Raw genomic sequence first — 25481 nt, 5'->3', positions numbered from 1 at the left:
ACGGGTACGTCGGGTGTCCGGATTTGTCACGCGAATACCGGCATCCACCAGGAGTTGTGCAGAGACGATGAAATTTATCCATAAGACGAAATGGCTGTTGACGGGCGGCGGCATCGCCGTGCTCCTTTCCGTTTTGCTGACCAACGCTGTGATGTTAAATAACCAGCGCGCTCAGCTTGATACGTTGAGCCATGAGCTTCTCGCCCACGCCGAAGATGTGACCACGCAAATCATCTCTTCTATTGATCACGCGCAGAAGCGACATCTTGATGGCTGTAACAAACAGGCGATCGCGGCCTTGCGAGAGGTTATCTGGAAGTATGCCAGCGTGGAAGACATTGGCATCGTGGAGAACGGTAAGCTGGCCTGCACCGCCAACTGGGGCAGGCTGGATAAACCGCTGCCGCTCCCCGCCGAAAAATATGTCGTACCGAATGGATACCGTATTTACCCGGGCGTAAAAAACTATCTCCCGTACGGGGTGGTTCTCGATATGACCCAACAAGGCAATATTATTTCCTTTACCTCATCATTTGCCTTTAGCACATTTTCCCGCCAGCACCACGGTTTTAATTTTTCTTTAACCAGCCTGAACGGTGAACATGTTTTTCTTAATAATATGAAATTCGCGATCGGGGCAAGGTCGTCGATAAGCGTTAGCTTATGCAGCAGTAAATTCGATATTTGCACTCATCTGACGGAGCGAAAACAGGGATTTTTGTCCCTCTCTCCGCTCCTTATCGTCCTCATGGTGGGCGCGGCTTTTATTCTCGGCGCCGCGATTGTCTATTCCATTCTGAGCTATCTCAGCGAACGGCGATCGCTGGAGTTTCGCTTAAAAAAAGCGATTATTAATCAGCGCATTTACATGGAATATCAGCCGTTGGTGTGCGCTAAAAATGAACGCATAGTCGGCGTCGAGGCGCTGGTTCGCTGGCATGATCCGCGCTATGGTCACATCTCTCCGGAGCTGTTTATTTCAATGGCCGAACAGCTGAATGTTTACCACGATCTTTCGCAGCTGGTGATGGAGAAGGCCACCAGCGAGTTGAAAACCATTCTGCTCGCCGACGCCCGCTTTACCCTCGCGATTAATATCGGCAAATATGAAATTAATGACCCGCTTTATTTAGATAATCTCCTGCGGGTTTTGCAACATAAAGGTATTCGCCCTCAGCAGATTAAAATTGAGATTACCGAAAGAAGCGGCGAATACTATAAAAAAATCGCCGCCTTTTCTTTACAGGCGATGAACCGCGGATTGCGCATCGCCCTCGATGATTTCGGCACCGGCTCTTCAAACCTGCAGTGGTTAACCGAAGTGTTTTATGATGAGATAAAACTGGATAAATTTTTCGTCAACGGACTTAAGAATGAGTATAAACGAGCTATTCTGACCTCGCTTCTTGATGTCGTTTGCAGGCTGAATAAGCAAATCGTTTTTGAAGGCGTGGAGAGTAAAGCGGATTTTGAGTTCGTCAAATCCTTCGATGAAAATGCGTTAATTCAGGGATGGTATTTTTACCGGTCGATGCCGATCGAAAAACTCACCGCGCTGCTCCTTCCCGTCTCTCCCTCTCATCCGGCGGCAAACGCGCCGCGCTAGCCTTCGGCAAGAGCCCGTCATCCGACAGCGGAATGCGTCGTTTCCCCGGCAATATACAGCGTAAATTGACCTTTGTGGCCGGCTATTCAGCCGGACTGGTGACAACATCTGTTTGATAATCAAGAAAACCCGTTGCTTTACCGGCATGTCGGGAACAACAACGATCACTAGTCACCTGAGGGTTCTCTATGCATTTTAACCAGGCTATCGCCCGCCTGCCGGCCGCAACCTGTGCCGCCGGTCAAACCACCGCCCGGCTCGGCGCGCCGGATATTGCCGGCACCACGCGTCAGTTCCTCGCCTATGTCGAAACCTTGCTGCAGCTCGGCCTGAAAGTGACCGTATTGCCTGCGGCTGCGGATTATCCGGATGCCCACTTTGTTGAAGATACCGCGGTCGTCATGCCGGAACTGGCGGTCATCACTCATCCCGGCGCGCCGAGTCGCCAGGGGGAAGTGGCATCGATAGCGCCGGTGCTTGCCGGTTTTCGTCCACTGGTGCACATGAGCGAGCGGGGTCATATGGATGGCGGCGACGTGCTGCTGGTCGGTAAACAGTTCTTTGTTGGCCAGACGGCGCGTACCGATGAGCAGGGGATCCGCGAGTTTGCCGCTGCCGTTGAGCCGCATGGCTATCAGGTGACGTCCATTGACGTGAGCGCCGGGCTGCACCTGAAGTCCATCGTCAACTATGTCGGACGCAATACGTTGCTGCTGACGGAAGGGTACGTCAATCACCCGGCGTTTAGCGGGTTCAATACCATTGTGATCCCGGAAGAGGAGTCGTACGCCGGGAATACGCTCTGGATCAACGACACATTAATTACGCCTCAGGGGTACCCCTATACCCTGGGCGAGATCAGCAAGCTGGGGATGCCGGTTGTGCAACTCGATACCAGCGAATTTAAGAAAATGGATGGCGGCCTGACCTGCCTTTCACTGCGTTTTTAGCCACGTCGTTGACATCAGGGGTAACAGAATATGAAAACACGCATTACCGCTTTACTGGCCTGTATGGCGCTCAGCGCGCCGCTCGCCGCCCAGCAGTTTGACACCATCAGCTTCGGCGTTGACGGTGGCTATCCGCCCTTTGACGTGCTGGCGCCCAGCGGCGAGATCACCGGCTTTGATATCGACATTGCCAATGCGCTCTGTACGCAGCTAAAAGCGAAGTGCGTCTTCGTCAAGCAGCCGTTTGAGAGCATGATCGCCGCGCTGAATGCGCATAAATTTGATGCAATTATTGCTTCGCTGAATATTACCGACGAACGTAAGAAGGAAGTGGATTTCACCGATCGCTACTATCGCAGCGCGGCGCAGCTGGTGGCGCGCAAGGGGAGTCCGCTGCTGCCGGAGGCCGCCAGTCTTAAGGGCAAGACCGTCGGCGTACAAACCGGCTCAACCCATGAAGCCTACGCCAGAACCCACTGGGCCGGTCAGGGCGTGAAGATCGTCGGTTACGCCAATCAGGACAACGTCTATCTGGATCTGCTCTCCGGGCGTATCGATGCCTCCTTACAGGATAATATCCAGGCGGCGACCAGCTTTGTTGACACGCCGCGCGGGCAAAAATTCGCCTTCGCTGGCCCGGTTATCAGCGACGGCAGCATCTCGTCTGATGTCGGCATTGCGGTCAATAAAGACAATCCGGCATTGCGCGACGCCCTCAACGAGGCCATCAAGCAGATCCGCGCCGACGGCACCTACGCCGCGATTGAGAAAAAGTACTTTAGCTTCGATATCTACGGCAATTAAGCCGTAAAGGGGAGGGCGCGGTCGGCGAGCGGCGCCCCTTTACGCAACGGGTGGAAGACAGAATATGGTTGCAGATTATTTACCGCTACTGTTACGCGGCGCGGGGGTATCGTTGTGCGTGATGCTGGTCTCACTGCTGGTGGCGCTGCTGCTGGGGCTGGTGAATGCGCTGATTAAGCTGTTCGGACCGCGTTGGCTGCGCTGGTTTTCCACCGGCTATACCACGCTGGTGCGCGGCATTCCGGAGCTGGTGATTATGCTGCTGCTGTTTTTTGGCGGCGAGATGCTGGTCAACGCGCTGCTGTCGCTGGCAGGACTTGGGCCGGTGCGTTTTAATACCTTTATTTCCGGCGTGCTGGCGATTGGCTTCGTGTTTGGCGCCTATTACACCGAGACGTTTCGCGGCGCGTTTCTCACCGTCGATCGGGGACAAACCGAAGCGGCTGAAGCCTACGGCATGCGGCCGTGGCTGGTCTTCCGGCGGATTATGCTGCCGCAGATGCTGAGCTTTGCCATTCCAGGCATCAATAATAACTGGTTGGGTTTGATGAAGGCGTCGGCGCTGGTCTCCATTCTCGGTTTAGAAGATATGGTGTGGCTGGCGGAACAGGCCGGGCGCGCCACGCAGAAACCCTTTTTGTTCTACTTCCTGGTCTCGCTGATTTATATGGTCATCACCGCCTTGTCCAGCTGGCTGTTTAGCCTTCTGGCGAAGCGCTACGCCCTGCGTTCGTCAACGGCGGGGGCGACGCAATGAATCTGCAGACCTTTATCGAGGCGGTACCGGGCTATCTGTGGAGTGACGGCAACGGTTCCACGAGCGGGCTGGCGATGACGGCGGAGCTGTTTTTGCTCGCCCTGGCGCCCGGCATGGTGCTGGCGGTGCTGCTGGCGATTGGCCAGGCCTACGGTCCGCGCCTGCTGGCCTGGCCCGTGCGCGGCTTCACCTGGTTTTTCCGCAGCACGCCGCTTTATCTGCAGCTGATGCTGATCTATTACGGGCTGTCTCAGTTCGACATCGTCCAGCTGGGCTGGCAAAACGATCGGCCGTTCTGGCTGCTGTTCCGCGACGCAACCTTCTGCGCCACCCTGGCGCTGGTGCTGAACACCGCGGCGTATGTCGCGGAATTGCTGGCGGGGATGATGGCGACGTTTCCGCGTCAGGAGTGGGTGGCCGGGGAAGCCTATGGCATGACTAAGTGGCAGATTATTCGCCGGCTGGTCCTGCCCGCTACGCTGCGGCGCGGGATCCCGGCGCTGAACAATGAGATGGTGTTTTTACTGCACGCCACTTCGCTCGCCAGTACCGTGACATTGCTGGATATCACCGGCGTGGCGCGCGCCTTTTATGCCATTACCTACTCGCCGTTTATCCCGTTCCTGATGGCCGCGGCGCTCTATTTAGTGTGCACTTTTTTGCTGATTTACCTCTTTTCGCGGGCGGAACGACGCTGGCTGGCGTTTATCAAGCGCCCCTGATCAGGAGCGTTTGATGGACTGCAGTTCCGTCAGGGTGACGATTTTATCGACGCGAAATTTTTTGCTGGTCAGCCAGCTGTCGGCCAGCTGGCAGTAGTGCGCCATGCTGCGACAGCCGATACGCACCAGAAAGTCAAAGCTGCCGCTGACCAGCCAGCAGTCGAGCACCTCCGGCGTCTGGCGCATCTCTTGTTCAAATACCGGCTGTGAGCGGCCGTGGTCGGCCAGCGCAATTTGCGCCTGCACCACGAAGGCATGCTCCGGTTCGGGGAGTTCAATCACCGCGCTGTAGCCACGGATAATGCCGTCACGCTCAAGGCCACGTACGCGTTCCAGGCAGGGACGGGCGGTGAGGTTTACCTGCTCCGAGAGCTTTTGATAAGAAATGCGGCCATCCCGGCGCAGGATTTCAAGGATCTTGTGATCGATACGGTCAAGCCGGGCTTTCTTTTCCACAGATAGGATGTCCAATGAAAATTAAACACTATACCTTACCCGAACATGCGTTGAGTGGGCAGCGGCAATTAACCCATTTTCACTTTGGCGAACCCGGCCGTGGAGAAAAAATCTATCTCCAGGCGGGACTGCACGCCGATGAAATCCCGGGCATGCTGGTTCTGCATTATCTTAAAAGATTACTCAACCAGGCGGAACGGCGCGCCGAGCTGCGCGGTGAAATTATCCTCGTCCCGGTCGCTAACCCGCCGGGCCTGGCTCAGGTGGTGCTCAACGGCGGTATCGGGCGATTTGACCTGGCGAGCGGTCGCAACTTTAACCGCGATTTTCCCGATCTGGCCCCCCTTGCGCAGCGGTATCTCTGCGCCGATGAACCGCTGACCCGTGAAGCATACCTGCAGCAGGTGCGCGAGGCGATGCGTGAGGCGCTGGCCGCCGAACCGCTGCGCAGCGAAGTTCAGGCGCTACGCCACCATCTGCTGAGTCTGGCCTGTGATGCCGACGTGGTGCTGGATCTGCACTGCGACGATCGGGCCATTTTGCACCTGTATGCCGATCCGGCCTGGCAGGCGGAGGCCGGCGTGGTGGCTGCCTTTTTAGGTATTGAAACGGTACTGCTGTCGCAAGAGAGCGGCGGTTACTCGTTTGATGAAGCCTGCGGGTTGCCCTGGCATCGCCTGGCCGCCCGCTTTCCGCAATGGCAGCACGGCCAGCCTGGCTGTATGGCGGTGACCGTGGAGCTGCGCGGTCAGCAGGATGTGAATCACGCGCTGGCTCGTGAGGATGCCGAACGTCTGTACCGTTACTTGCAATACCGCGGCGTGCTGGCGGGCGCATGCCCGCCGGTCCCACAGCAGGAGACGCTGATGTTGCCCTTTTCAGGGGGAGAGATTGTCACCGCGCCGGCGAGCGGGATCCTCGTACCGTTGAAACAGCCCGGCGAGTGGGTCAGCGCCGATGAGGTGGTGGCCGAGATTATCGACCCTCTCACCGATATGATTCAATCGGTCCGTCCGCAGGTCGGCGGGTTGATTTACGCCAGCCGGCGGGCGCCATTTGTCACCTTTGGCGCCGAGGTGATGAAAATAGTCGGCAAGCAGCCTTATGCCGGCGGCGGGGGGCTGGCGATGTAAAACGGGCGGCCGGGAGACCTCCGCCATCGGGCGTCAGAATCCGCGGCGGCGGCCGCGGAGTGGATGAGGATTGATATGCATCAACAGTTTTATCAACTGCAGAGATAAATAACTAAAAAAGAGTTGTAACCCTTGCGTCTTTTATTCAATTTATGTGGTGAATGTTTAATGCATACGGATAAAAAAAACATATGTGCATTAAAATCAATACATTAAATAAATCAGGGGTTCATTGTTGTGGCAAGTGCAAACAAACTCACGCTGTTTATCGTTATTTTCATGCTGCTGGGGATCCTCTCCGGCGCGGTGATTCATGCGTATGCCTCTCCGGGCACAATTACCTCATGGGCAGAAAATATTACGCTCTTTACCGACATGTTCTTGCGGCTGATTAAGATGGTCATTGCGCCATTAGTCTTCAGTACGCTGACGGTGGGGATTATGCGTCTGGGAGAAACCGCGACTATCGGGCGAGTGGGCGGTAAGGCGATGGTGTGGTTCATCACCTCGTCGATCCTCTCTATTCTGGTCGGGCTGGTGATTGTGACCATTGAACATCCCGGCGCAGGCTTAAACCTGGCGATTCCTAAAGAGTCGGTGGATACCGGCCTTGCGGTCAGCGGAATGAGCTTAAAAGGGTTCCTGTCTCACACCATCCCGACCAGTATTACCGAGGCAATGGCGAACAACGAAATTCTGCAAATCGTGGTGTTCTCGATGTTCTTCGGCATCGCCGGGGCCTCGCTGGGGGAGAAATTCAACGCGCCGCTGGTCGCCGCGCTCAACGTCGTCTCTCATATCATGCTGAAGGTCACCGGATATGTGATGTACGTGGCTCCGCTGGCTATTTTTGCCGCCATCTCATCGGTTATCGCCTCGCAGGGGATGGGCATTTTGCTTAACTACGCCTCCTTTATCGGCGGCTACTACATCGCGGTGCTGCTGACCAGCGCGGTGCTGCTGGCGGTAGGTTATATGGTGCTGAAAAAAGAGGTCTTCCGCCTGCTCAACATGCTCAAAGATCCGGTGCTGGTGGCGTTCACCACCAGCAGCTCTGAGGCGGCGTATCCGAAGACCCTGGAGCGGCTGGTCAGTTTTGGCTGCTCGCGCAACATCGTCTCCTTCGTGCTGCCCATTGGCTACTCCTTTAACCTGGTGGGGTCGATGGTCTACTGCTCGTTCGCTTCGATGTTTATTGCCCAGGCTTATAACATCCAGCTGAGTTTTAGCGAAATTACCGTCATGATGCTGACCTTGATGCTGGCATCAAAAGGGATTGCCGGGGTCCCGCGTTCTGCGCTGGTGGTACTGGCCGCCACGATTCCGAGCTTCAATATCCCCGTCGCCGGGATTTTGCTGTTGATGGGCATCGACCATTTCCTTGATATGGGCCGTTCGGCGATCAATGTGCTGGGCAACGGAATTGCCACGGCGATGCTGTCGAAAAACGAAGGGCTGTTGCAGGAAGAGGAGCCGGAAGCGCAACCTCAGCAGGTGCAGGCCTGATTGCTCAACGCCCTCTTCGCGGAGGGCGTTCTCTCGTATAGCGCGGGAAAATGTTGCGGAAAAAGAGGCCCCCAACAGGCACGCAAGGGGCAATGTGACGAAACGAATCCACCCCGATTAACCTATTATTTTCATGGTACAAAAATACGCGGCAGTATCTTTATACCCGGGTGGTGAATAATTTTATCGGTTAGCTACGGTGGATGAGAAGTTATTTCCCGCGGGTAAGCTTGTTTTCAGAACGGATAACCTGAGCAACCCGTTGAATTCCTAATTTTCCCTGTTTCAATTGTGCGCGCAGATGCGCTGATTGATTTTATCCGCGTTCTTTTAACACGCTAATGAACTGAAAGAAGTCATAATGATTATTCAGTCCGTATTTTTCCATGATCTGATTTTTATGATAAATCACGGTCTTCGGGCTGAGCTGATGAAGGGCGGAAATTTTACCAATATCAAAGCCATTCATCAGACCATGGGCAACGACGACCTGCGAAGGCGACAGGCTTTTGTGCGGGCAGTTGGCGCATATTGATGTTGAGTCGAGCGCCCGTTTTGACTCCGGCTCTTCACTCCTGGCGAGCGCCCGGCCAATAATCTCACGCAGGCTGTCAATATTGACCGTTCTCACGGGAACGAAGGTGACATCTTTCAGGCAGTTGACGATCCGCGTCTTTTCCGGCAGCTCATCATAGCGGTGCAAAATGATCACTGAACTGTTTTTCTTACGGTTTTTAATGCTGGTATTACAGAGGTGAATCTCACCCGGGAGAATCTCAGCGATGATGATGTCCTGCGCGGACAACTCGCTGGAGTGACCGCTGAACTCAATCGTCAGGGCGTCGCTGGCCCGGGTGAGATCGTGGATAATTGCCATTAGCGACGCCCTGAGGAAGGTGTTGCGGCTGATAATCGCGATATTTATTTTTCTCATGACGTGACTATCCTGCGGCACTGGCATATAGCCATGCTGCGAGCAACCTTTCGGGCGTTTACGGCAATTGCCGTGTCTCAGGAATATCGTATTTATGAACGGAAGAATAACCTTTCATAACCACGACGGCAGTGGCAGGAGGCTGCCACGATTATTTTCTGCGCATTTTTCTGTTCGCGAAAGGAATACGCTCTTTTCTCCTGTCTTTTATATAAGAAATAAGGCTGTAAACGGAGACAGCGAGGAAAAACAGGCATAGCAATAAGGCCAGCCACGTTTGTAAGGCCATAATGAATAATCCTTAACTGAGTTTTATGCTGTGATAAATACGCCTCGGCGTGAATGCGAATATTATTATTCTGTTATTCCGCGTGAAGCTGCTAGCGTCGCGGCGTCTGCCGCAGAGAATATTCGCGTAACGTCGCCGCCTTGAACGAAACCCTGGCAGGGTTAAACCCCGCCTGTCCGCAGGTTGGCTAGTGCGAAAGGGGGCGCGCGTTCCCCTTCCGCAGCATGGCTGATTTCGGTCACGACATTTGCGGCATGAGGTCAATGTAAGAAAATTCTTAATTCACTGTCAGTCTCATTTCTCTCATTTCTCTCAAAAAATAAGAAAAATTAACAACAACAGCAAAATGAATAACTTATGGATAATAAAACTGGCGAAGAGTGCGTCTGCCCGCTGGCACGACGGCGATGAGAAACCTCAGGGAATAAACGCCAGGCCTTTGCCAAAAATGGCCCGGATGGGCAATGTTACCCCGTGCAGTCGCGCTTTGTTGCGCAGTCGGCTGATCACCACGTCAATGCGGTGCAGCTCCGCCTCAATTTCATCGGGGAAAAGAAACGCGTGCAGATCGACCTTGCGACAGACCTCGCCTGGATTGCGCATTAAGCGCGCCATCATCCGATGCTCCTGCTGGGTCAGCGGCAGCGCTATGCCGGACGGCGCCACCAGGTTTTCCGGCTGCAGTACCCAGGATGAAGAGGCTAATTTCTCGGCTACGGGGGCCGCGACCGGGGAGCCGGGGTGTTGCTGCATCAGCCGGGCGCCCAACGCATGGATGGTCTCTGCCAGAACGGAAAAATTCACCGGCTTGATGAGATAGAAATCTGCGCCAAGATTGAACGCCTGCAGTTTATCCTGCTCATGCCCCCTGGCCGTCATCACAATCAGCCCGTACTCGCCAAGCTCATGCAGATAGTCCAGAACGCTGAAGCCATCTTCGCCAGGCAAGCCAATATCAACCAGTACAATATCCACCGGGTCACGATGCAGCTGCCGCCAGAAGGCTTCCGCGCTGTGTACCCCCCATGCGTCGAAGCCGCGAAAGCGCAGGAAGGCCAGCAGTTCATCGAGGAGATCGGCGCTATCTTCAATGATGGCCACGCGTAATGTCATGATTTACCCTTCTGCTGTGGTAGGTCATCCTGGGGCAGCGTGAGCGCAAATTCGCATCCCGTCGGACCGTTATTGGCCAGCCAAAGCTCACCGCCGTGAGCTTGTATGATTTGCCGGGCGACATACAGTCCAAGACCGGTGCCGGCGGGCGTCGCGGTGCGGACTGCGCCGCGCCGGTAACGCTCAAAGATCTGGTCGATATGATCGACGGCAATACCCGGTCCCTGGTCACGGATCGCAATTTCACAGCAGTTCGCGTTTGGGCGAATGGCAATCGCAATCTCGCCGGACGGCGTGTACTTCACCGCATTGTCCAGGAGATTGGCCAGCGCAATGCACAGCAGCGCGCTATCGGCAAAGAGGGGGGGCGAACGGGTCGTCGCGTCGACGGTGCGCCCGGCCAGGGTGATCGTCAGAAAATGGTTTGACGAGAGTTCAACCACTGTTGCCGCCATGCGAATGACCGCTAGCAGATCGGCATTTTGCTTATCGACATGCAGCGCGCTGGATGAGAGCCGGGCATCGGCCAGACAGTTATCGGTTAACTGAACCAGACGCGTGGTGGCGCGCTGCATGCGGTCCAGGCGCGGCCGTTGCGCCGCCTCCGGAGAGCACAGGCGCAGGTTCTCCAGCGCGGCCTGGATAACCGAAAGCGGCGTTCTGAACTCGTGCGCCACCATCCCCATAAACTGACGTTGATGAAAGCTTGCTTCGCGTTCGATCTGCAGTTCGCGCGTCAGCTGTTGTTTTTGCACCAGCCTGCGATTTTCAGCCCGTACTCGCAGGACCGCAATGATAAGGACGGTGACAATATGAACAATCAGCGCGTACTGCCAGGCGGAATAGATGGTGTTATGAAAAGGGATCACCCCGTGTATCGAGAGAAGCACCAGCGCGGCGGAGGCCACGTAGACGGGCGGAAGCAGTCCCAACAGCAGCGTATTCAAATCGATGGCTTTGCGTCGCCAGAGCAGCCATGAGGTGATCAGCAGAATCGGCGCGGCAATAAAGAACATCGCTGCCTCGATCTGCATGGCCAGCCCATAAAAGCCGAGGGGCACGCTGGCGAGAAGCACAATATTGACGCCAATAGCAACGAGCAGCAGCCGGTGCAGGCGCGGCATATTGTTTTTAAGATCAAAAACCTCGCTATGCAACCACAGCGCGGTGGCGTAGCTGAGCAATGACAGGTAGCTGATCATCGCATCCTGCACGGGGAGAACGGCATCGCCAAAAAACCATTCCGGGTAGCCGTGTAGCGCCGCCACCAGCGGATAGTTGAGGGAAAACAGGCATATTCCCCACAGCAGGCGGCGACGTAACACTAAGGCAAGCCACAGGGCAATTCCGCTGGCAATCGCCGCCAGGCCAAAATAGAAGCTCCAGAATGCGGTATCCCGGGTTGCGGTGCTGACAAACTCCTGTGGAGAAGAGAGCGTCGCCAGCAGGATCAGGGTACTGCTGCTGCGCAGGCGAAAAACCATCTCGTATCCCGCGTCGCCAGGGGGCGGCGGTAAGATCAGAACGCTTTCACGATAGTCCAGGTCACTATCGCGGGTCGAGGCGTGGTCGCCAAACTCTTTGTGCGTCCACGGAAGATCGCTGCCGGCAGGACGATAGAAAACGCTGAGATGATCGATAAAGGAGGGGCCGAGCTGCAGCCAGCGAGATTCACCGTCAAAATCGGCCGCCGGCAGGCGGCTCTTAAACCAGTACGTTTTCGATGAGTAGCCAAATGAGGGGATGCGCTGCCCCGAATTGAGCTTACTCTCCGGCAGGGCGAGAAACGCCTCCAGCGTCATCGACCCGTCAATATCGGTCACCCACTGCACGGGAATATCAATGCCAATCTGACGACTTTGCGCCGCGACGGGGGAAGAAAACGACAGGCTGGCCGCAATGCTAAAGCCGACCCAGAAGAGCACTCTGTAGACCCAGGCGAACGACACGGCGAAGCCAGGAACGGCGCGTATACGATTCAAACTCCCCCCTGCGGCATGGATGAATAACGGTGACTGGAATAATCAATCATGTCTGCGACATGCACAGGCGGTCCCCCCGGATGTCGGGAAATAAAAGCGCAGTTTCAGACGGCACAGCATTCTGCAGGGGGCGGGGAGATTGTACCAGCGTTATTTGCAGCAGGCCGCACTGGCCAGACCTGTTCGCTACGCCGCGTCAGACAAGGCATGCGCGGTGAGGGTATCCGGCATGACGAGCCCCAAACGGGGTAACATGATGTCGCTTTGCCTATGCTGCGATATAAAACGCTACTGCCGGGAAAGCAGGGCGATGATAAAACCGCGGGGAGCGCATGTTTGCCTGGCGAGAGCCCATTTCCGGGAAGCTGATTTATGCCATGGCGCGATTTTCGGCGGTGGCGTTCCGGGAGGAGAAGCCACAGAGGAAAACGGGGCAGGGCTGCCCCGTGAACGTTAAGCGAAAACGACCTGCGCCCAGCGGGCCAGACCGGCGGTAACGGAGCCAAAATCATCTCCGCCGGCGATCGGAATACCCGGCAGGTGGGCCGCCAGCGCTTTCTTAATCAGCGGTGAGCGGGCGCTCCCCCCGGTCAGGTAGATCACATCCGGCGTTTCGCGGCTGTTGTCCAGCGCCAGCTGAACCTGCTCCATAATACGCGTCAGCGGCTGATTCAACGCCGCTTCAAGTCCCTGCTGGCTGATAGCCGTGGCCAGTTCGTTGCCGATAAACGGCAGCCCGGCGGTCACCTGCTCCTGCGCGGAGAGGGCGATTTTACTCTCCTCCGCACTGCGCACCAGGCGATAGCTCAGACGCTGGCGCCAGACTTTCAGCAGCAGCGCCACTTTATCGGCATCGCGGGCATCGCGCAGCAAGTCATTGAGCAAACGACCGTTGGCGCTGCTGTAGAAATCGGTTTGCGCCGGCACATCGTTGATCGCCACGGCGTTCCACCACGGCAGCACCGGTAAGGCGATCCCTTTTTCAGTTTCGCCACCCATCCCCAGCAGCGGCATCAGGCATTTAAAGGCCAGCGCGATGTCGAGATCGTTCCCGCCGACGCGGCAGCCGCTGTGGCCGAGTAAACTTTGCTGACGATCGGCTTTCTGCCGCCACTGCGGCCCCATCAGCAGCAGCGAACAGTCGGTGGTGCCGCCGCCGATATCGACGACCAGTACGCGTTTTTCTTCGCTGAGCGTCGCTTCGAAATCCAGCCCGGCGGCAACCGGTTCAAACTGGAAAACGACGTCACGGAAACCGGCGCGTTTCGCCGCGCGCTCGAGGATCCCCTGCGCCTGGGCATTGGCGTCATCGCCGCCCAGCCCCTGGAAGTTGATCGGCCGGCCAATTACCGCCTGGTCAATCGTCTCCGGAAGCTGGGTCTGCGCCTGCTGTTTAATATGCAGCATCATGGCGCATACCAGGTCTTCAAACAGCGCAACCTGCTGCGGCTTCAGGCCGCTGGCGCCGAGGAACGATTTCGGGGATTTAACGAAGTACACTTCTTCCGGATCGTCGACATATTGATGCAGCGAGGCCAGACCAAACTGGACGCTGTTGCCGAGGACGTCGATGTCTTCATCGCGGTTATAGTTGATGGCGCGACGCAGCAGCGCCTGGTTTTCAGCGCCGTTGGTCGGCACGTCATGATGGCGATAGAGCCATTCGCTGACCGCTTCGCGGGTCGGCGCCGACAGCATTGATGGCAGCAGCTTGCTGCCGTTTTCCAGCGTTAACAATTGCGGAAGGTTATCGCGCATTACGGCAACCGAACAGTTGGCGGTTCCGTAGTCAAAACCAATAAACATGACCTGAAAAATCCCCATGCCAGTGAAGAAGGGGGGCGACTTTAGCGGATTGCCGCCACGGCGACAACTGGAATTTAAAAGCAAGGTATGTCGGACGTGGAGCGTCTATCATTGAGGCAATTAAAGAAGGAGAAATGATGAAGCTGTTACCCTGGCACGCCCCCTACGACCCGGAATGGATATTCGGTTTTCTACGCGCCCGTGCGGTGGCGGGTATTGAAACGTTCAGCGCGGGGCGTTACACCCGCAGCTTTTCCCTCGCGGGCCATCGCGGCCTGATCGTGGTTGAGCCCGATATGGCGGCGCAGGGATTACGCGTAACCTTATCTGACGGCCTGCAGCCGGTGGCCGATGCATGCCACGACCGGGTTGCGCGCTTGTTTGATTTAGCCTGTGACCCGCATCGGGTGGCCCAGACGCTGGGCGCGCTGGCCAGCGCGCGTCCTGGGCTGCGCCTGCCGGGATCGCTTGATGCCTTTGAACAAGGAGTGCGCGCGGTGCTGGGGCAGCTGGTCAGCGTGGCGATGGCGGCGAAGCTGACGGCAAAAGTGGCGGCAGCTTACGGGGAAACGCTGGCGGAGGCGCCGGAATACAAGCTCTTTCCTGAACCACAAAGCCTGGCGCGAGCGGATCCGTTAGCGCTTAAAGCGCTGGGGATGTCGCTGCGGCGCGCTGAGGCCCTGATCCATCTGGCGCAGGCGGTGATTGACGGTCAGCTGCCGCTGGCGGCGCCGGACGACATTGAGGCCGGGATGAAACAGCTGCAAACGCTGCCCGGTATCGGCCGCTGGACCGCCAGCTATTTTGCCCTGCGCGGCTGGCAGGCGAAGGACATTTTTCTGCCGGATGATTACCTGATTAAGCAGCGGTTTAGCGGTATGACCCCGGCGCGCATTGCCCGTTACGCCAGCCGCTGGCAGCCGTGGCGTTCCTATGCGTTGTTGCATATCTGGTATAGCGAAGGATGGGCGCCGACTGAGGAATAGCCATGCAGGGTGCATATCACTGGTATCGACGCGCTGAAATCCCTATAATTGCCGCGTTTGACGGTCAAACGTCACCCTTCCAATACATGAAATTATTCGAGATGCGCCTCAAAACTCGTTAGCGTTTTGAACAAACCCCACAGGGGCGAGGCTGCAAGCCGAGTCACGCGGCGGCAGCTCGAAGGGTTATGTGTATATACATCCAGGTTAATCAGGTCGCAAAAAAGTTATGACTGATACGTCTCATCAGTGCGTCATTATAGGTATCGCCGGCGCATCGGCTTCGGGAAAAAGTCTTATCGCCAGCACGCTGTATCGCGAATTGCGTGAACAGGTTGGTGATGAACATATTGGCGTTATTCCGGAAGACAGCTACTACAAAGATCAAAGTCATTTGTCGATGGAAGAGCGTGTTAAAACGAACTATGACCATCCCAGCTCGATGGATCACAGTTTACTGTTTCAACATTTGCAGATGTTGAAAAGCGGCCAGCCGATTGAATTACCGGTTTACAGCTACGTTGAACATACGCGTATGCCGGAAACGATCCACATTGAACCCAAGAAAGTGATCATCCTCGAAGGGATTTTATTGCTGACGGATGTTCGCCTGCGCAATGAGCTGAGCTTCTCGATCTTCGTTGATACGCCGCTGGATATCTGCCTGATGCGCCGCATCAAGCGCGATGTGAATGAACGCGGGCGCTCGATGGACTCGGTGATGGCGCAATATCAGAAAACGGTTCGTCCGATGTTCCTGCAGTTTATTGACCCTTCCAAGCAGTATGCCGACATTATTGTGCCTCGCGGCGGTAAAAACCGCATCGCGATTGATATTCTGAAGGCAAAAATCAGCCAGTTCTTTGAATAACACAGACGAATTGTGTAACGTGCAAAGAGAACCCAAATTGCCCTTAGCCCCGGAAGGTGTAGGGGCGCGATGCCATAAAGGAGAGAGCTCATGCGTCTGTGCGACCGAGATATAGAAGCCTGGTTGGATGAGGGGCGGCTATCTATCAGCCCGCGCCCGCCCATTGAACGTATTAACGGCGCGACCGTAGACGTTCGGCTGGGGAATAAATTCCGCACGTTTCGCGGCCACACGGCGCCCTTTATCGATCTGAGCGGGCCAAAAGCGGAAGTGACCGCGGCGCTGGATCGGGTGATGAGCGAAGAGATCGTGCTGCCGGAAGGCGAAGCCTTCTATCTGCATCCGGGAGAGCTGGCGCTGGCGGTGACCTATGAGTCGGTGACGCTACCGGCCGATCTGGTTGGCTGGCTGGACGGACGCTCCTCTCTGGCGCGTCTGGGGCTGATGGTGCACGTCACCGCTCACCGTATCGATCCCGGCTGGTCTGGCTGCATCGTGCTCGAGTTCTTTAACTCCGGCAAGCTGCCGCTGGCGCTGCGTCCGGGGATGCCGATCGGCGCATTGAGTTTTGAACCGCTGTCAGGCCCTGCGGCACGGCCCTATAACCGCCGTGAAGACGCCAAATATCGCGACCAGCAGGGCGCGGTGGCGAGCCGAATCGACAAGGATTGATAACGTAAGCGGTGTACTGAGGGTGCCATGAGACGAATTCTGACGACGCTGATGATCTTGCTGGCGGTGGTTGTCGCCGGGCTGACCGCGTTGGTATTGCTGGTCAATCCCAACGATTTTCGCGCCTATATGGTGCATAAGGTGGCGGAACGTAGCGGTTATCAGCTCGAACTCGATGGCCCGCTGCGCTGGCACGTCTGGCCGCAGCTGAGTATTCTTTCCGGCCGCATGACGCTGACGGCGCCGGGGGCGGCTGAACCGGTGGTGCGCGCGGACAATATGCGTCTCGATGTCGCCCTTATGCCGCTGATTTCCCATCAGCTGCAGGTCAAACAGGTGATGCTCAAGGGCGCGGTCATTCAGCTGACGCCGAAGACCGAGGCCGTTCGCGGCCAGGATGCGCCGGTAGTTCCTCATGATAATCCGCTGCCGCTGGTGGCGGAAGACAGCGGCTGGTCCTACGACGTGCGGCAGCTGCAGGTGGTGGACAGCGTCCTCTTTTTCCAGCATGAAGATGGCGAACAGGTGACCGTGCGCGATATTCGTCTGCAGATGGATCAAGATGAGCATCATCACGCGACCCTCGACTTTGCCGGGCGAATCAACCGCGATCAGCGCGATCTGGCGCTCTCTTTCACTGCTGAGGTTCAGGGCGGTGACTATCCGCACTCTCTGAAGGCTGACATCTCCCGGCTCGACTGGCAGCTGCGCGGCGCCGAGCTGCCGGCTAACGGGGTGAGCGGGCAGGGCAGTATGCAGGCGAACTGGCAGGAAGACGAGAAAAAGCTGAGCTTCGATAACCTCAATCTGACGGCGAACGGCAGCACGATTGCCGGCAACGCCAGCGTGATTTTAGGCGACCGGGCCGACTGGAATCTCAATCTTCACGCCACGACTCTTGACCTCGACAGTCTGCTGACGCACGGTTCACCGGCGACGGACTCTGGCGTCAGCCAGCAGGGACAAAGCCAGCCGAGGCAGCTGCGCCCGGTGATTGCCGACAGCGATATTCAGGAAGATTACGACAGCCTGCGCGGCTTTACCGCCCATATGGCGCTGACGGCCGACCAGCTTCAGTGGCGTGGGATGACCTTTACTCAGGTGAAAAGCGACATCAGTAATCAGCTCGGACTGCTGACCATCAACCAGCTTCAGGGCGAACTGGATGGCGGCCTGATATCGTTGCCCGGCACCCTCGACGCGCGGGGAGAGACCTCGCAAGCCTCTTTCCAGCCCAAACTGGATAACGTTGAGATTGCCACCATCCTGAAAGCCTTTAACTATTCGCTCAATCTGACCGGTAAGCTCTCTTTAACCGGAGATTTCTCCGGCGAAAGAATTGATGCCGACGATTTCCGTCGTCGCTGGCAAGGGGATGCGCAGATACAGATGGCGAATACCCGCACTGAAGGGCTTAACTTCCAGCAGCTCGTGCAGCAGGCCGTTGAGCGCAGCACCAATGTGCAGGCGCAGGAAAATTACGACAACGCGACCCGCCTTGATGCCATGAGCAGCGAGCTGCAGCTGGCGCAGGGACAGGTCACCTTACATAGCCTGCAGGGGCAATCAGAGATGATGGCGCTGACCGGGCAGGGCGACCTGAATTTGCTGAAAGAAGAGTGCGATATGCGCTTTAACGTGCGCGTGCTGGGCGGCTGGAAAGGCGAAAGCAAGCTTATCGACAAGCTCAAACAGACCGCGATTCCGCTGCGTATCTACGGGAAATGGCAGGCGCTGAGCTACAGTCTGCAGGTTGACCAGGTACTGCGTAAACAGCTGCAGGATGAAGCTAAACAGCGGCTTAATGACTGGATTGAACGTAATAAAAACAGCCAGGACGGGAAAGAAGTGAAGAAGTTGCTTGAGAAACATTAACCGGGATTGACCGGTGGAGCGACTTTACCGGCCCGGATAGCGGCGCTAATGCCTTATCCGGGCCACCTGAGCGGACTCTCCCTGTAGCCCCGGTAAGCGTAGCGCCAGCGGGGCATATCTACCGACTGCGGGGATTACACTTCGTAGCTCAGTTCATCTTCCCGCGGCGGCGGCGGGATAATCTGCACTTTCTGTACCCGGTGGCTCTCGACCTGCAGCGTACGTACGATGTAGTCGCCGATTTTCACCTCTTCTCCCGCTTCGGGGACATGCTGCAGATTTTCCATCAACAGACCGGCAATCGTGTGATACTCGCGCTTATCATCGAGCGGCAGGGGGATGTACTGCACTAAATCTTCCAGCGGCATATGCCCATTGGCGGTCCAGCTGCCGTCAGGATTTTTTGCGATATCGTGGCGGGCATCAATCTCTTCAGCTTCGTTGGGTAAATTGCCGGCGATGGTTTCCATCACATCGCTCAGGGTCACTACCCCCTCAACGGAACCAAACTCATCCACTACGAAAGCGAAATGGGTCCTGGCATGGCGGAACTGCTCCAGCGCTGGCAACAGAGGCAGCGTCTCAGGGAACACCAGCGGCTGACGAAGCAGGACGCGCAGGTCGAGCGGTTCATGACGCAGCGATTGCTGTAGCAGGTCGATGACGTGAACCACGCCGAGCAGATCTTCATCATCATTTCCGCCGGTGACGACCAGCCGGGTATGCTGGTTTTTCTCCAGCAAGGCGCGAATTTCCTCTTCCGGGGCGCTAAGGTCTATATGCTCGATATCATGGCGCGAGGTCATAATGCTGCTGACGGTGCGCTGGTTGAGATTAAGCACCCGCTCAATCATCCGGCGTTCCTGGGGGTTGAACAGCGGGTTATCGGCCTGGCTGTCGATCAGCGCGGCCGTATCGCTGCTGAGCTCGGCGTGTTCTTTATGTCCGCTAAGTAGATTCATCACCGCTTCGGTTGTGCGCTGGCGGAGCGTGAGATTGGCGGAGAGGAAGCGACGGCGGTTGAACAGCGCCAGCTGGTTCAGCGACTCAATGATGACGGAGAAGCCAATGGCCGCATACAGATAACCTTTCGGGATGGGGAATCCAAACCCTTCGGCAATCAGGCTGAAACCAATCATCAGCAGGAAGCTCAGACAGAGAATAACGATAGTCGGGTGGCTGTTGACAAAACGCGTCAGCGCTTTGCTGGCGAGCAGCATCAAACTCATGGCAATAACTACCGCTGCCATCATCACCGCCAGATGGTCGACCATGCCGACGGCGGTGATCACCGAATCGAGGGAGAAGATGGCATCCAGCACCACAATCTGAGCGACCACTCCCCAGAACTTCGCGCCCTTGCGCTGAACCGGATTATCGCTGTCTTTGCCTTCCAGTCGCTCATTGAGCTCAACAGTCGCTTTAAACAGCAGGAATAACCCGCCAAACAACATAATCAAATCTCGCGCGCTAAAGCTGAGATCGTGGTAGGTGAACAGCGGTTTGGTCAGGGTGACCAGCCAGGAGATCGAGGCGAGCAGCAGTAGACGCATCAGCATCGCCAGCAGCAGGCCAATCACCCGCGCGCGGTCACGCTGAGTCGCAGGGAGCTTTTCCGCGAGGATCGCGATAAAAACGAGGTTATCAATACCGAGGACCAGCTCTATAACCACCAGCGTTATGAGACCGGCCCAAATTGAGGGGTCGGCAATCCATTCCATCATTCGCTAAAACCTATACTACCTGAGAGTGCCATCCGACGATCATGGATAAGCGACCGATAAATTGCAATATATTCTCGTCTTATGATGTCTGGCGGGTGCGGGGGCGGGAGAAATGCCGCGGCTGGCAATATTAAACTGCATGAATTATAGCCGTGCGCGCTTATTTTTTATGCAAATAAGCTTATTAATAAAAGATATGACTGTGGACGACTGAATATAAACTTGCAGAGAGTGCACTGGATCAATAATGGCGGTTATTGCCCCTTCTGACCAAACCGAAGTATGAAAATCAGACGAATTCAGAAGCAGAGGTGTAAACACCCGATTCAATCACTCAATAGTAGCGATCCAGGTTTTCATACTACTGAATGTCGTGGCTTGCAAAATATCTTGTTTAATCAGACGATATCAGCAGCTTTTAATCAGGTGTAAAAGCCAGTGCCGATGGATGACATGGATAGCGGGCAACAGGTGAAGGAGGGCATGATGAGCGCAGCGGTGAGCTTTCTGCGCTATTTTCTATTGAAAATAGTGTCTGCAGATTATTTTTATGAATTATGTCCTGGTGTTCATGAGAATAAACCCTCTTTTTTTCTGCATTTTACGCATTATCCAAACGCTTCTTCTACAGTATTCTCTGCCGGGAATACAGCGATAAGTCCTGCGGGTGAAGAAAGTGCAGATGAAAATCCTGAGGCAGCGCGCCATATGACTCCTGAGTTATCAGAATTTTCTTAAACCGCTCTGTCGGAGCTAATACTTTGAGTGTATTCTCTGATGAAACATGTAGTTTCGGAATTTTGCTGGAAGTCGGACTGATAGCAAAACGGTAATATCATAGATTGATACCAGGGGAACCTGTAATCAGGCGGGTATCGAAGATTTATCACTATATGGGTGGATATGAGAATGGCAAGTTTGAAAGCAGTTATTCCGGTAGCCGGATTGGGGATGCATATGTTGCCGGCCACCAAGGCGATTCCGAAGGAGATGCTGCCAATCGTTGATAAACCAATGGTTCAGTATATCGTCGACGAGATTGTGGCGGCAGGCATCAAGGAAATTGTACTGGTTACCCACTCGTCTAAGAATGCCGTGGAAAACCATTTCGATACCTCCTATGAACTGGAAGCGCTGCTTGAGCAGCGTGTCAAACGTCAGCTGCTGGCTGAGGTACAGGCAATCTGTCCGCCGGGCGTGACTATCATGAACGTACGCCAGGCGCAGCCGCTGGGGCTGGGACACTCTATTCTCTGCGCGCGCCCGATCGTCGGAGATAACCCGTTCGTTGTGGTACTGCCGGACATCGTACTGGACGATGCCAGCGCTGACCCGCTGCGCTATAACCTCGCGGCGATGGTGGCCCGTTTTAATGAAACCGGGCGCAGCCAGGTGCTGGCCAAGAGAATGGACGGCGACCTGTCGGAGTATTCCGTGATCCAGACCAAAGACCCGCTGAACGTGGAAGGGCAGATTGGTCGGATCGTTGAGTTTATCGAGAAACCTGACGAACCGCAGACCCTGGATTCCGATCTGATGGCCGTAGGACGCTATGTGCTTTCCTCCGATGTGTGGGCCGAGCTGGAGCGGACTCAACCTGGCGCATGGGGCCGTATTCAGCTGACCGATGCGATCGCTGAACTGGCGAAGAAGCAGCCCGTTGACGCGATGTTAATGACCGGCGATAGCTACGACTGCGGTAAAAAAATGGGCTATATGCAGGCCTTCGTAAACTACGGGCTGCGTAACCATAAAGAAGGCACGAAATTCCGCGAGAGCATTAAGAAGTTACTCGCGTAAATAGGCTCTGCCGGATTTCAGAAGTGTGAAAATGTAGGGGTTACAGAAGTATGTGGCTTAAGTCCGCGATGTTGCATGCTTCTGTAGACAGCCCTGCAGATTAAATAAGGCTATTTTAGATAAATATTAATCAATATAAATCAGATGGTTATGCTGATTTGCTGAAACACGCTTAATATGTAAACAAAAAACGACTTCAGAGACATCTGGTTGCTGTGCTGGCCCTCCTGTGATGGAATGGTCGGAGTAGCATAATTTTATGTTTGCTAATAATGAGTTAGTCGGAATCTTCTTAAAAAAATATGCCTGCCGCTGGCTGTCATAAAAAAATAAAACTTGACTGAGATCATGCTTACGCATTAAACAACAGTGATGCATGCATAAAAATGTGAAGTTATCGGATGTGTATGCCCATACCAACGTCATGGACAAAGGCGCTGCGAACTGGAAAATCGTCAAAGGATGAAAAATAAATGAACTGGCAGTGGGTCTCTTTTTTTGGTGATAGTACCGTGTTGTTACCCAGCGCGGCAGCCGTGTTCATAGTTTTATTTCTGCGCAGGCCTTCCAGACAGATTGCCTGGCAATGGGGATTGCTGTTTGGTATTACCGGCGCCATTGTCAGTGCATCAAAACTGGCGTTTATGGGCTGGGGCATCGGCATCCGCGAGTTAGATTTCACCGGTTTTAGCGGGCATACCGCTTTATCTACCGCCTTCTGGCCTATTTTTTTATGGCTGCTCTGTACTCGCGGTAGCATTGCTTTACGTCGGACTGCCATGGTGATGGGGTATCTGCTGGCTGGCCTCGTGGGGTATTCCCGTCTGGCAATTCATGCCCACTCCCCATCGGAAGTGATTGCCGGGCTGCTGCTTGGCGCCTGCGGTAGCGCGCTGTTTCTGCTGCTGCAGCGGAATTCATCACGTGTCGTCGATGCGCAGCTCTCCTGGGGCGGGGTGCTCAGTCTGATTATCATCCCCGTCGTGTTGCTAAATATTGGCACTAAAGCGCCGACCCAGTCACTGCTGGGCGAAATTGCCGTCAAGCTTGGGCCGCTGGAAAAACCCTTTACCCGGGCGGATATGCATAAGCATTTTTACTGAGTGTGCTGCTGACAATGAATGAGACCAGCGAAAATAATAGAATCAGTCCCGGCCTCACGCATTCATATTCATGAAATAAATAGTTGATACTACATTCTGCAGCAATGTTTTGCTGGCACAGGAAATAACGTGGCTGAGAACAATCCTAAATAGACAGCCAGCGCCTGATACCTGAAGTTAAATTATCTTTGTCAAGTATAAAAAGTGAATGAAAGGTATTAATTTTTGTAGTTGACGAAAGTGACGGCAATTTGACTGGCTAGTATATTTTGTCAGTAAAACCATTAAAAAACATGATGTTACTTTTGTATTGATGCGTGGGTCAGTTTCGCTGGCTGGAACAGCGAGATATTATTAAACAATCTTATTGTGATGTCGTCCGCTTGTCGGAGGAGTAAGATGTGGTTGTTTTTATAAGCGAATAGTTGTCATTTTTACTCCCATTTGCCGGCAGAATCTCGTAAACTTGATGCCGCTAAAATATTGTCAGTGACTAATAATCAGGCGGGCGCTGCGCCAGCAAAAATGTATAAATGAAGTACAGTGCATTGGTAGCTGTTAAGCCAAGGGCGGTAGCGTATCGAAACCGTCAGCGTCAATTCTGCAGTCATCTTCTATATGTTCTAAATTCCTAAAACCGGTTGCGACGGATGATTATCCGCAAGCACCGTATATAATCGGCACTCTTTCTGACTCAACAGCGTTTTATCCCTCTGTCTGACCTGAGATAGTTCATGTCCAGGGTCGGCGGCGATCGGTGTGAGGGGCGTCGCTGGCGTTTTGACTGTGGCACTGACATTTCAAATAGTGCGTGGCTGATTACGTTCGAAGGGACTGCTTATTGCATCATCACTGTTGAACAAACATACTACGACTGGCGTCAGCGTGCGCTCTCTAAACTCATATTCCCCATGACTCGCCAGCTTGCGGAAACGGGGCTAAAAATGGATCTTGTATAATGATGAAAATCGCGCGTCTTGCACTTGCTTTGGGGCTGTTGACATCGGTGAGTGCGCAGGTTTATGCCTCTGGTCTGGTACTCAATGATAACGAACTGCGTAACGATCTCTCCTGGCTGTCTGACCGGGGAGTTATTCAGCTTAGCCTTTCTACCTGGCCCTTGAGTCAGGAAGAGATTACCCGGGCGTTAAAAAAAGCCAAACCTTCCTATTCTTCTGAACAGGTGGTGCTGGCGCGTATTAACCAGCGGCTTTCCTCATTAAAGGCTGATTTCCGCGTCAGCGGCTACACCTCTACCGATCAACCGGGAACCCCGCAGGGCTTTGCACAAAGCCAACCGGCAGATAATTCGCTATCGCTGGCCTTTAATAACAGCGGCGACTGGTGGGATGTTCATCTGCAGGGCAATGTTGAAGGTGGTGAGCGTATCAGCAATGGTTCCCGTTTCAATGCCAACGGCGCGTACGGCGCGGTAAAATTCTGGAACCAGTGGCTGTCGTTTGGCCAGATGCCGCAGTGGTGGGGGCCAGGCTATGAAGGGAGCCTGATCCGCGGGGATGCGATGCGACCAATGACCGGATTCCTGATGCAGCGCGCTGAACAGGCGGCTCCGGAAACCTGGTGGCTGCGCTGGATTGGCCCCTGGCAGTACCAGATTTCCGCCAGCCAGATGAATCAGTATACCGTTTACCCTCATACAAAAATCATAGGGGGCCGTTTTACTTTCACGCCGTTCCAGTCATTAGAATTAGGTGCGTCACGCATTATGCAGTGGGGGGGGGAAGGGCGACCTCAATCTTTTAGCAGCTTTTGGGATGGGTTTACTGGCCATGATAACACCGGGACAGATAACGAACCGGGTAACCAGCTAGCCGGCTTTGATTTTAAGTTCAAACTCGAACCGACACTTGGTTGGCCTGTAAGTTTCTACGGTCAGATTATTGGTGAGGATGAAGCTGGCTACCTACCTTCGTCAAATATGTTCCTGGGCGGAATTGAAGGGCATCATAGTTTGGGAAAAGGTGCGGTAAATTGGTATGTCGAAGCTCATGATACGAGAACAAATATGAGTGGAACACGGTACAGTTACTGGCATCATATTTATACTGATGGTTATTATCAGCAAGGCTATCCACTTGGAGATGCAATGGGAGGGGATGGTCAACTTTTAGCTGGAAAAGTTGAACTCATTACCGAAAGTAATCAGCGATGGAGCACCCGTTTGGTCTTTGCGAAAGTCAACCCAGATAGTTTAGCAATTAATGGTGCTTTCCCTCATTCAGACACATTGAAAGGTGTACAACTGGGATGGAGTGGAGATCTTTACCAGTCGATCCGTCTGAATACTTCTCTGTGGTATACCAACGCTAATAATAGCGACAGCGATGACGTCGGGGCAAGTGCAGGAATAGAAATACCGTTTAGTTTATAA

The 25481-nt window shown here is 54.7% G+C and carries 22 protein-coding genes; 15 read left to right on the top strand and 7 right to left on the bottom strand.

All coding sequences use genetic code 11. The features are described 5' to 3' along the window. Positions 1 to 67 precede the first annotated feature (67 nt). The 5 genes from ROR01S_RS02070 (at position 68) to ROR01S_RS02050 (ending at position 4839) form a co-directional block, all read left to right on the top strand. Complete coding sequence (locus tag ROR01S_RS02070) at positions 68 to 1606, top strand: EAL domain-containing protein (RefSeq protein WP_064359067.1); 1539 nt, start codon at positions 68 to 70, stop codon at positions 1604 to 1606. A 188-nt stretch (positions 1607 to 1794) separates the two neighbouring features. After that, on the top strand, positions 1795 to 2556 hold the full coding sequence (locus ROR01S_RS02065; protein ID WP_032717915.1) for a dimethylarginine dimethylaminohydrolase family protein: 762 nt from the start codon (positions 1795 to 1797) through the stop codon (positions 2554 to 2556). A gap of 30 nt (positions 2557 to 2586) precedes the next feature. Then, positions 2587 to 3360, top strand: coding sequence for an ABC transporter substrate-binding protein (locus ROR01S_RS02060; protein WP_015583888.1), 774 nt, complete (start codon positions 2587 to 2589; stop codon positions 3358 to 3360). A gap of 64 nt (positions 3361 to 3424) precedes the next feature. Beyond that, complete coding sequence (locus ROR01S_RS02055; RefSeq protein WP_015583889.1) at positions 3425 to 4117, top strand: ABC transporter permease; 693 nt, start codon at positions 3425 to 3427, stop codon at positions 4115 to 4117. Then, on the top strand, positions 4114 to 4839 hold the full coding sequence (locus tag ROR01S_RS02050) for an ABC transporter permease (protein WP_015583890.1): 726 nt from the start codon (positions 4114 to 4116) through the stop codon (positions 4837 to 4839). The genes ROR01S_RS02055 and ROR01S_RS02050 overlap by 4 nt, the downstream gene beginning before the upstream one ends. Here ROR01S_RS02050 and ROR01S_RS02045 read toward each other — a convergent pair whose 3' ends face one another. Next, a complete protein-coding gene (locus ROR01S_RS02045) occupies positions 4840 to 5295 on the bottom strand; it encodes an Lrp/AsnC family transcriptional regulator (RefSeq protein ID WP_004864612.1) in 456 nt (151 codons plus the stop codon). A gap of 14 nt (positions 5296 to 5309) precedes the next feature. Between ROR01S_RS02045 and ROR01S_RS02040 the strand changes: the two genes are divergently transcribed. Both ROR01S_RS02040 and ROR01S_RS02035 read left to right on the top strand, forming a co-directional pair. Beyond that, complete coding sequence (locus ROR01S_RS02040) at positions 5310 to 6428, top strand: succinylglutamate desuccinylase/aspartoacylase family protein (protein ID WP_064359066.1); 1119 nt, start codon at positions 5310 to 5312, stop codon at positions 6426 to 6428. Between the two features lie 237 nt (positions 6429 to 6665). Beyond that, positions 6666 to 7934 (top strand): dicarboxylate/amino acid:cation symporter, encoded by a 1269-nt coding sequence (locus ROR01S_RS02035; protein ID WP_015583892.1) that lies wholly within the window; start codon positions 6666 to 6668, stop codon positions 7932 to 7934. 316 nt (positions 7935 to 8250) lie between these two features. Here the strand turns inward: ROR01S_RS02035 and ROR01S_RS02030 are convergent, their stop codons facing one another. From ROR01S_RS02030 to yegD, 5 genes are all read right to left on the bottom strand, one after another. Next, positions 8251 to 8868, bottom strand: a complete 618-nt coding sequence (locus tag ROR01S_RS02030) for a helix-turn-helix transcriptional regulator (RefSeq protein ID WP_015583893.1) — start codon at positions 8866 to 8868, stop codon at positions 8251 to 8253. A 151-nt stretch (positions 8869 to 9019) separates the two neighbouring features. Continuing rightward, positions 9020 to 9157, bottom strand: a complete 138-nt coding sequence (locus ROR01S_RS26935) for a small membrane protein (protein ID WP_054829388.1) — start codon at positions 9155 to 9157, stop codon at positions 9020 to 9022. Between the two features lie 417 nt (positions 9158 to 9574). After that, complete coding sequence (locus ROR01S_RS02025; RefSeq protein WP_032717909.1) at positions 9575 to 10270, bottom strand: response regulator transcription factor; 696 nt, start codon at positions 10268 to 10270, stop codon at positions 9575 to 9577. After that, a complete protein-coding gene (locus ROR01S_RS02020) occupies positions 10267 to 12195 on the bottom strand; it encodes a sensor histidine kinase (protein ID WP_048024023.1) in 1929 nt (642 codons plus the stop codon). The genes ROR01S_RS02025 and ROR01S_RS02020 overlap by 4 nt, the downstream gene beginning before the upstream one ends. 510 nt (positions 12196 to 12705) lie before the next feature. Next, positions 12706 to 14058, bottom strand: coding sequence for a molecular chaperone (yegD, locus tag ROR01S_RS02015; RefSeq protein WP_032717933.1), 1353 nt, complete (start codon positions 14056 to 14058; stop codon positions 12706 to 12708). A 137-nt stretch (positions 14059 to 14195) separates the two neighbouring features. Between yegD and alkA the strand changes: the two genes are divergently transcribed. The 4 genes from alkA (at position 14196) to asmA (ending at position 18462) form a co-directional block, all read left to right on the top strand. Beyond that, positions 14196 to 15044: a DNA-3-methyladenine glycosylase 2 gene (gene alkA / locus ROR01S_RS02010; protein ID WP_064359065.1), complete on the top strand. Its 849-nt coding sequence runs from the start codon at positions 14196 to 14198 to the stop codon at positions 15042 to 15044. A gap of 229 nt (positions 15045 to 15273) precedes the next feature. Beyond that, positions 15274 to 15915, top strand: a complete 642-nt coding sequence (udk, locus tag ROR01S_RS02005; RefSeq protein WP_004864593.1) for a uridine kinase — start codon at positions 15274 to 15276, stop codon at positions 15913 to 15915. Positions 15916 to 16005: 90 nt separating this feature from the next. Further along, a complete protein-coding gene (dcd, locus tag ROR01S_RS02000) occupies positions 16006 to 16587 on the top strand; it encodes a dCTP deaminase (RefSeq protein WP_004864592.1) in 582 nt (193 codons plus the stop codon). 27 nt (positions 16588 to 16614) lie between these two features. Next, entirely contained in the window at positions 16615 to 18462 is a 1848-nt protein-coding gene (asmA, locus tag ROR01S_RS01995) for an outer membrane assembly protein AsmA (RefSeq protein WP_064359064.1), read from the top strand. Between the two features lie 134 nt (positions 18463 to 18596). On the opposite strand, the gene ROR01S_RS01990 is transcribed toward asmA, so the two are convergent. Beyond that, positions 18597 to 20183, bottom strand: a complete 1587-nt coding sequence (locus tag ROR01S_RS01990) for a TerC family protein (protein ID WP_032717932.1) — start codon at positions 20181 to 20183, stop codon at positions 18597 to 18599. A 447-nt stretch (positions 20184 to 20630) separates the two neighbouring features. On the opposite strand from ROR01S_RS01990, the gene ROR01S_RS26930 reads away from it, so the two are divergent. The 4 genes from ROR01S_RS26930 to ROR01S_RS01970 all read left to right on the top strand — a co-directional run bounded on the left by ROR01S_RS26930 (position 20631) and on the right by ROR01S_RS01970 (position 25481). After that, positions 20631 to 20924, top strand: a complete 294-nt coding sequence (locus ROR01S_RS26930) for a hypothetical protein (RefSeq protein WP_162268828.1) — start codon at positions 20631 to 20633, stop codon at positions 20922 to 20924. 165 nt (positions 20925 to 21089) lie between these two features. After that, positions 21090 to 21986: a UTP--glucose-1-phosphate uridylyltransferase GalF gene (gene galF, locus ROR01S_RS01985; RefSeq protein WP_073972271.1), complete on the top strand. Its 897-nt coding sequence runs from the start codon at positions 21090 to 21092 to the stop codon at positions 21984 to 21986. A gap of 473 nt (positions 21987 to 22459) precedes the next feature. Then, positions 22460 to 23089 (top strand): phosphatase PAP2 family protein, encoded by a 630-nt coding sequence (locus tag ROR01S_RS01980; RefSeq protein WP_064359062.1) that lies wholly within the window; start codon positions 22460 to 22462, stop codon positions 23087 to 23089. A 958-nt stretch (positions 23090 to 24047) separates the two neighbouring features. Next, entirely contained in the window at positions 24048 to 25481 is a 1434-nt protein-coding gene (locus tag ROR01S_RS01970) for a capsule assembly Wzi family protein (protein ID WP_064359060.1), read from the top strand.

It is taken from the genome of Klebsiella ornithinolytica NBRC 105727 = ATCC 31898 (assembly GCF_001598295.1).
GTDB lineage: Bacteria > Pseudomonadota > Gammaproteobacteria > Enterobacterales > Enterobacteriaceae > Klebsiella > Klebsiella ornithinolytica.
Note: the sequence above shows the minus strand (reverse complement) of the source record. Positions and strands in the feature narration are given on the sequence as shown.

Bases quoted from the DNA above. Each gene is read 5' to 3' on its own strand.
- ROR01S_RS02070 (WP_064359067.1), top strand. From the start codon at position 68: ATGAAATTTATCCATAAGACGAAATGGCTGTTGACGGGCGGCGGCATC.
- ROR01S_RS02065 (WP_032717915.1), top strand. From the start codon at position 1,795: ATGCATTTTAACCAGGCTATCGCCCGCCTGCCGGCCGCAACCTGTGCC.
- ROR01S_RS02060 (WP_015583888.1), top strand. From the start codon at position 2,587: ATGAAAACACGCATTACCGCTTTACTGGCCTGTATGGCGCTCAGCGCG.
- ROR01S_RS02055 (WP_015583889.1), top strand. From the start codon at position 3,425: ATGGTTGCAGATTATTTACCGCTACTGTTACGCGGCGCGGGGGTATCG.
- ROR01S_RS02050 (WP_015583890.1), top strand. From the start codon at position 4,114: ATGAATCTGCAGACCTTTATCGAGGCGGTACCGGGCTATCTGTGGAGT.
- ROR01S_RS02040 (WP_064359066.1), top strand. From the start codon at position 5,310: ATGAAAATTAAACACTATACCTTACCCGAACATGCGTTGAGTGGGCAG.
- ROR01S_RS02030 (WP_015583893.1), bottom strand. From the start codon at position 8,868: ATGAGAAAAATAAATATCGCGATTATCAGCCGCAACACCTTCCTCAGG.
- ROR01S_RS26935 (WP_054829388.1), bottom strand. From the start codon at position 9,157: ATGGCCTTACAAACGTGGCTGGCCTTATTGCTATGCCTGTTTTTCCTC.
- ROR01S_RS02025 (WP_032717909.1), bottom strand. From the start codon at position 10,270: ATGACATTACGCGTGGCCATCATTGAAGATAGCGCCGATCTCCTCGAT.
- yegD (WP_032717933.1), bottom strand. From the start codon at position 14,058: ATGTTTATTGGTTTTGACTACGGAACCGCCAACTGTTCGGTTGCCGTA.
- alkA (WP_064359065.1), top strand. From the start codon at position 14,196: ATGAAGCTGTTACCCTGGCACGCCCCCTACGACCCGGAATGGATATTC.
- udk (WP_004864593.1), top strand. From the start codon at position 15,274: ATGACTGATACGTCTCATCAGTGCGTCATTATAGGTATCGCCGGCGCA.
- dcd (WP_004864592.1), top strand. From the start codon at position 16,006: ATGCGTCTGTGCGACCGAGATATAGAAGCCTGGTTGGATGAGGGGCGG.
- asmA (WP_064359064.1), top strand. From the start codon at position 16,615: ATGAGACGAATTCTGACGACGCTGATGATCTTGCTGGCGGTGGTTGTC.
- ROR01S_RS01990 (WP_032717932.1), bottom strand. From the start codon at position 20,183: ATGGAATGGATTGCCGACCCCTCAATTTGGGCCGGTCTCATAACGCTG.
- ROR01S_RS26930 (WP_162268828.1), top strand. From the start codon at position 20,631: ATGGATGACATGGATAGCGGGCAACAGGTGAAGGAGGGCATGATGAGC.
- galF (WP_073972271.1), top strand. From the start codon at position 21,090: ATGAGAATGGCAAGTTTGAAAGCAGTTATTCCGGTAGCCGGATTGGGG.
- ROR01S_RS01980 (WP_064359062.1), top strand. From the start codon at position 22,460: ATGAACTGGCAGTGGGTCTCTTTTTTTGGTGATAGTACCGTGTTGTTA.
- ROR01S_RS01970 (WP_064359060.1), top strand. From the start codon at position 24,048: ATGATGAAAATCGCGCGTCTTGCACTTGCTTTGGGGCTGTTGACATCG.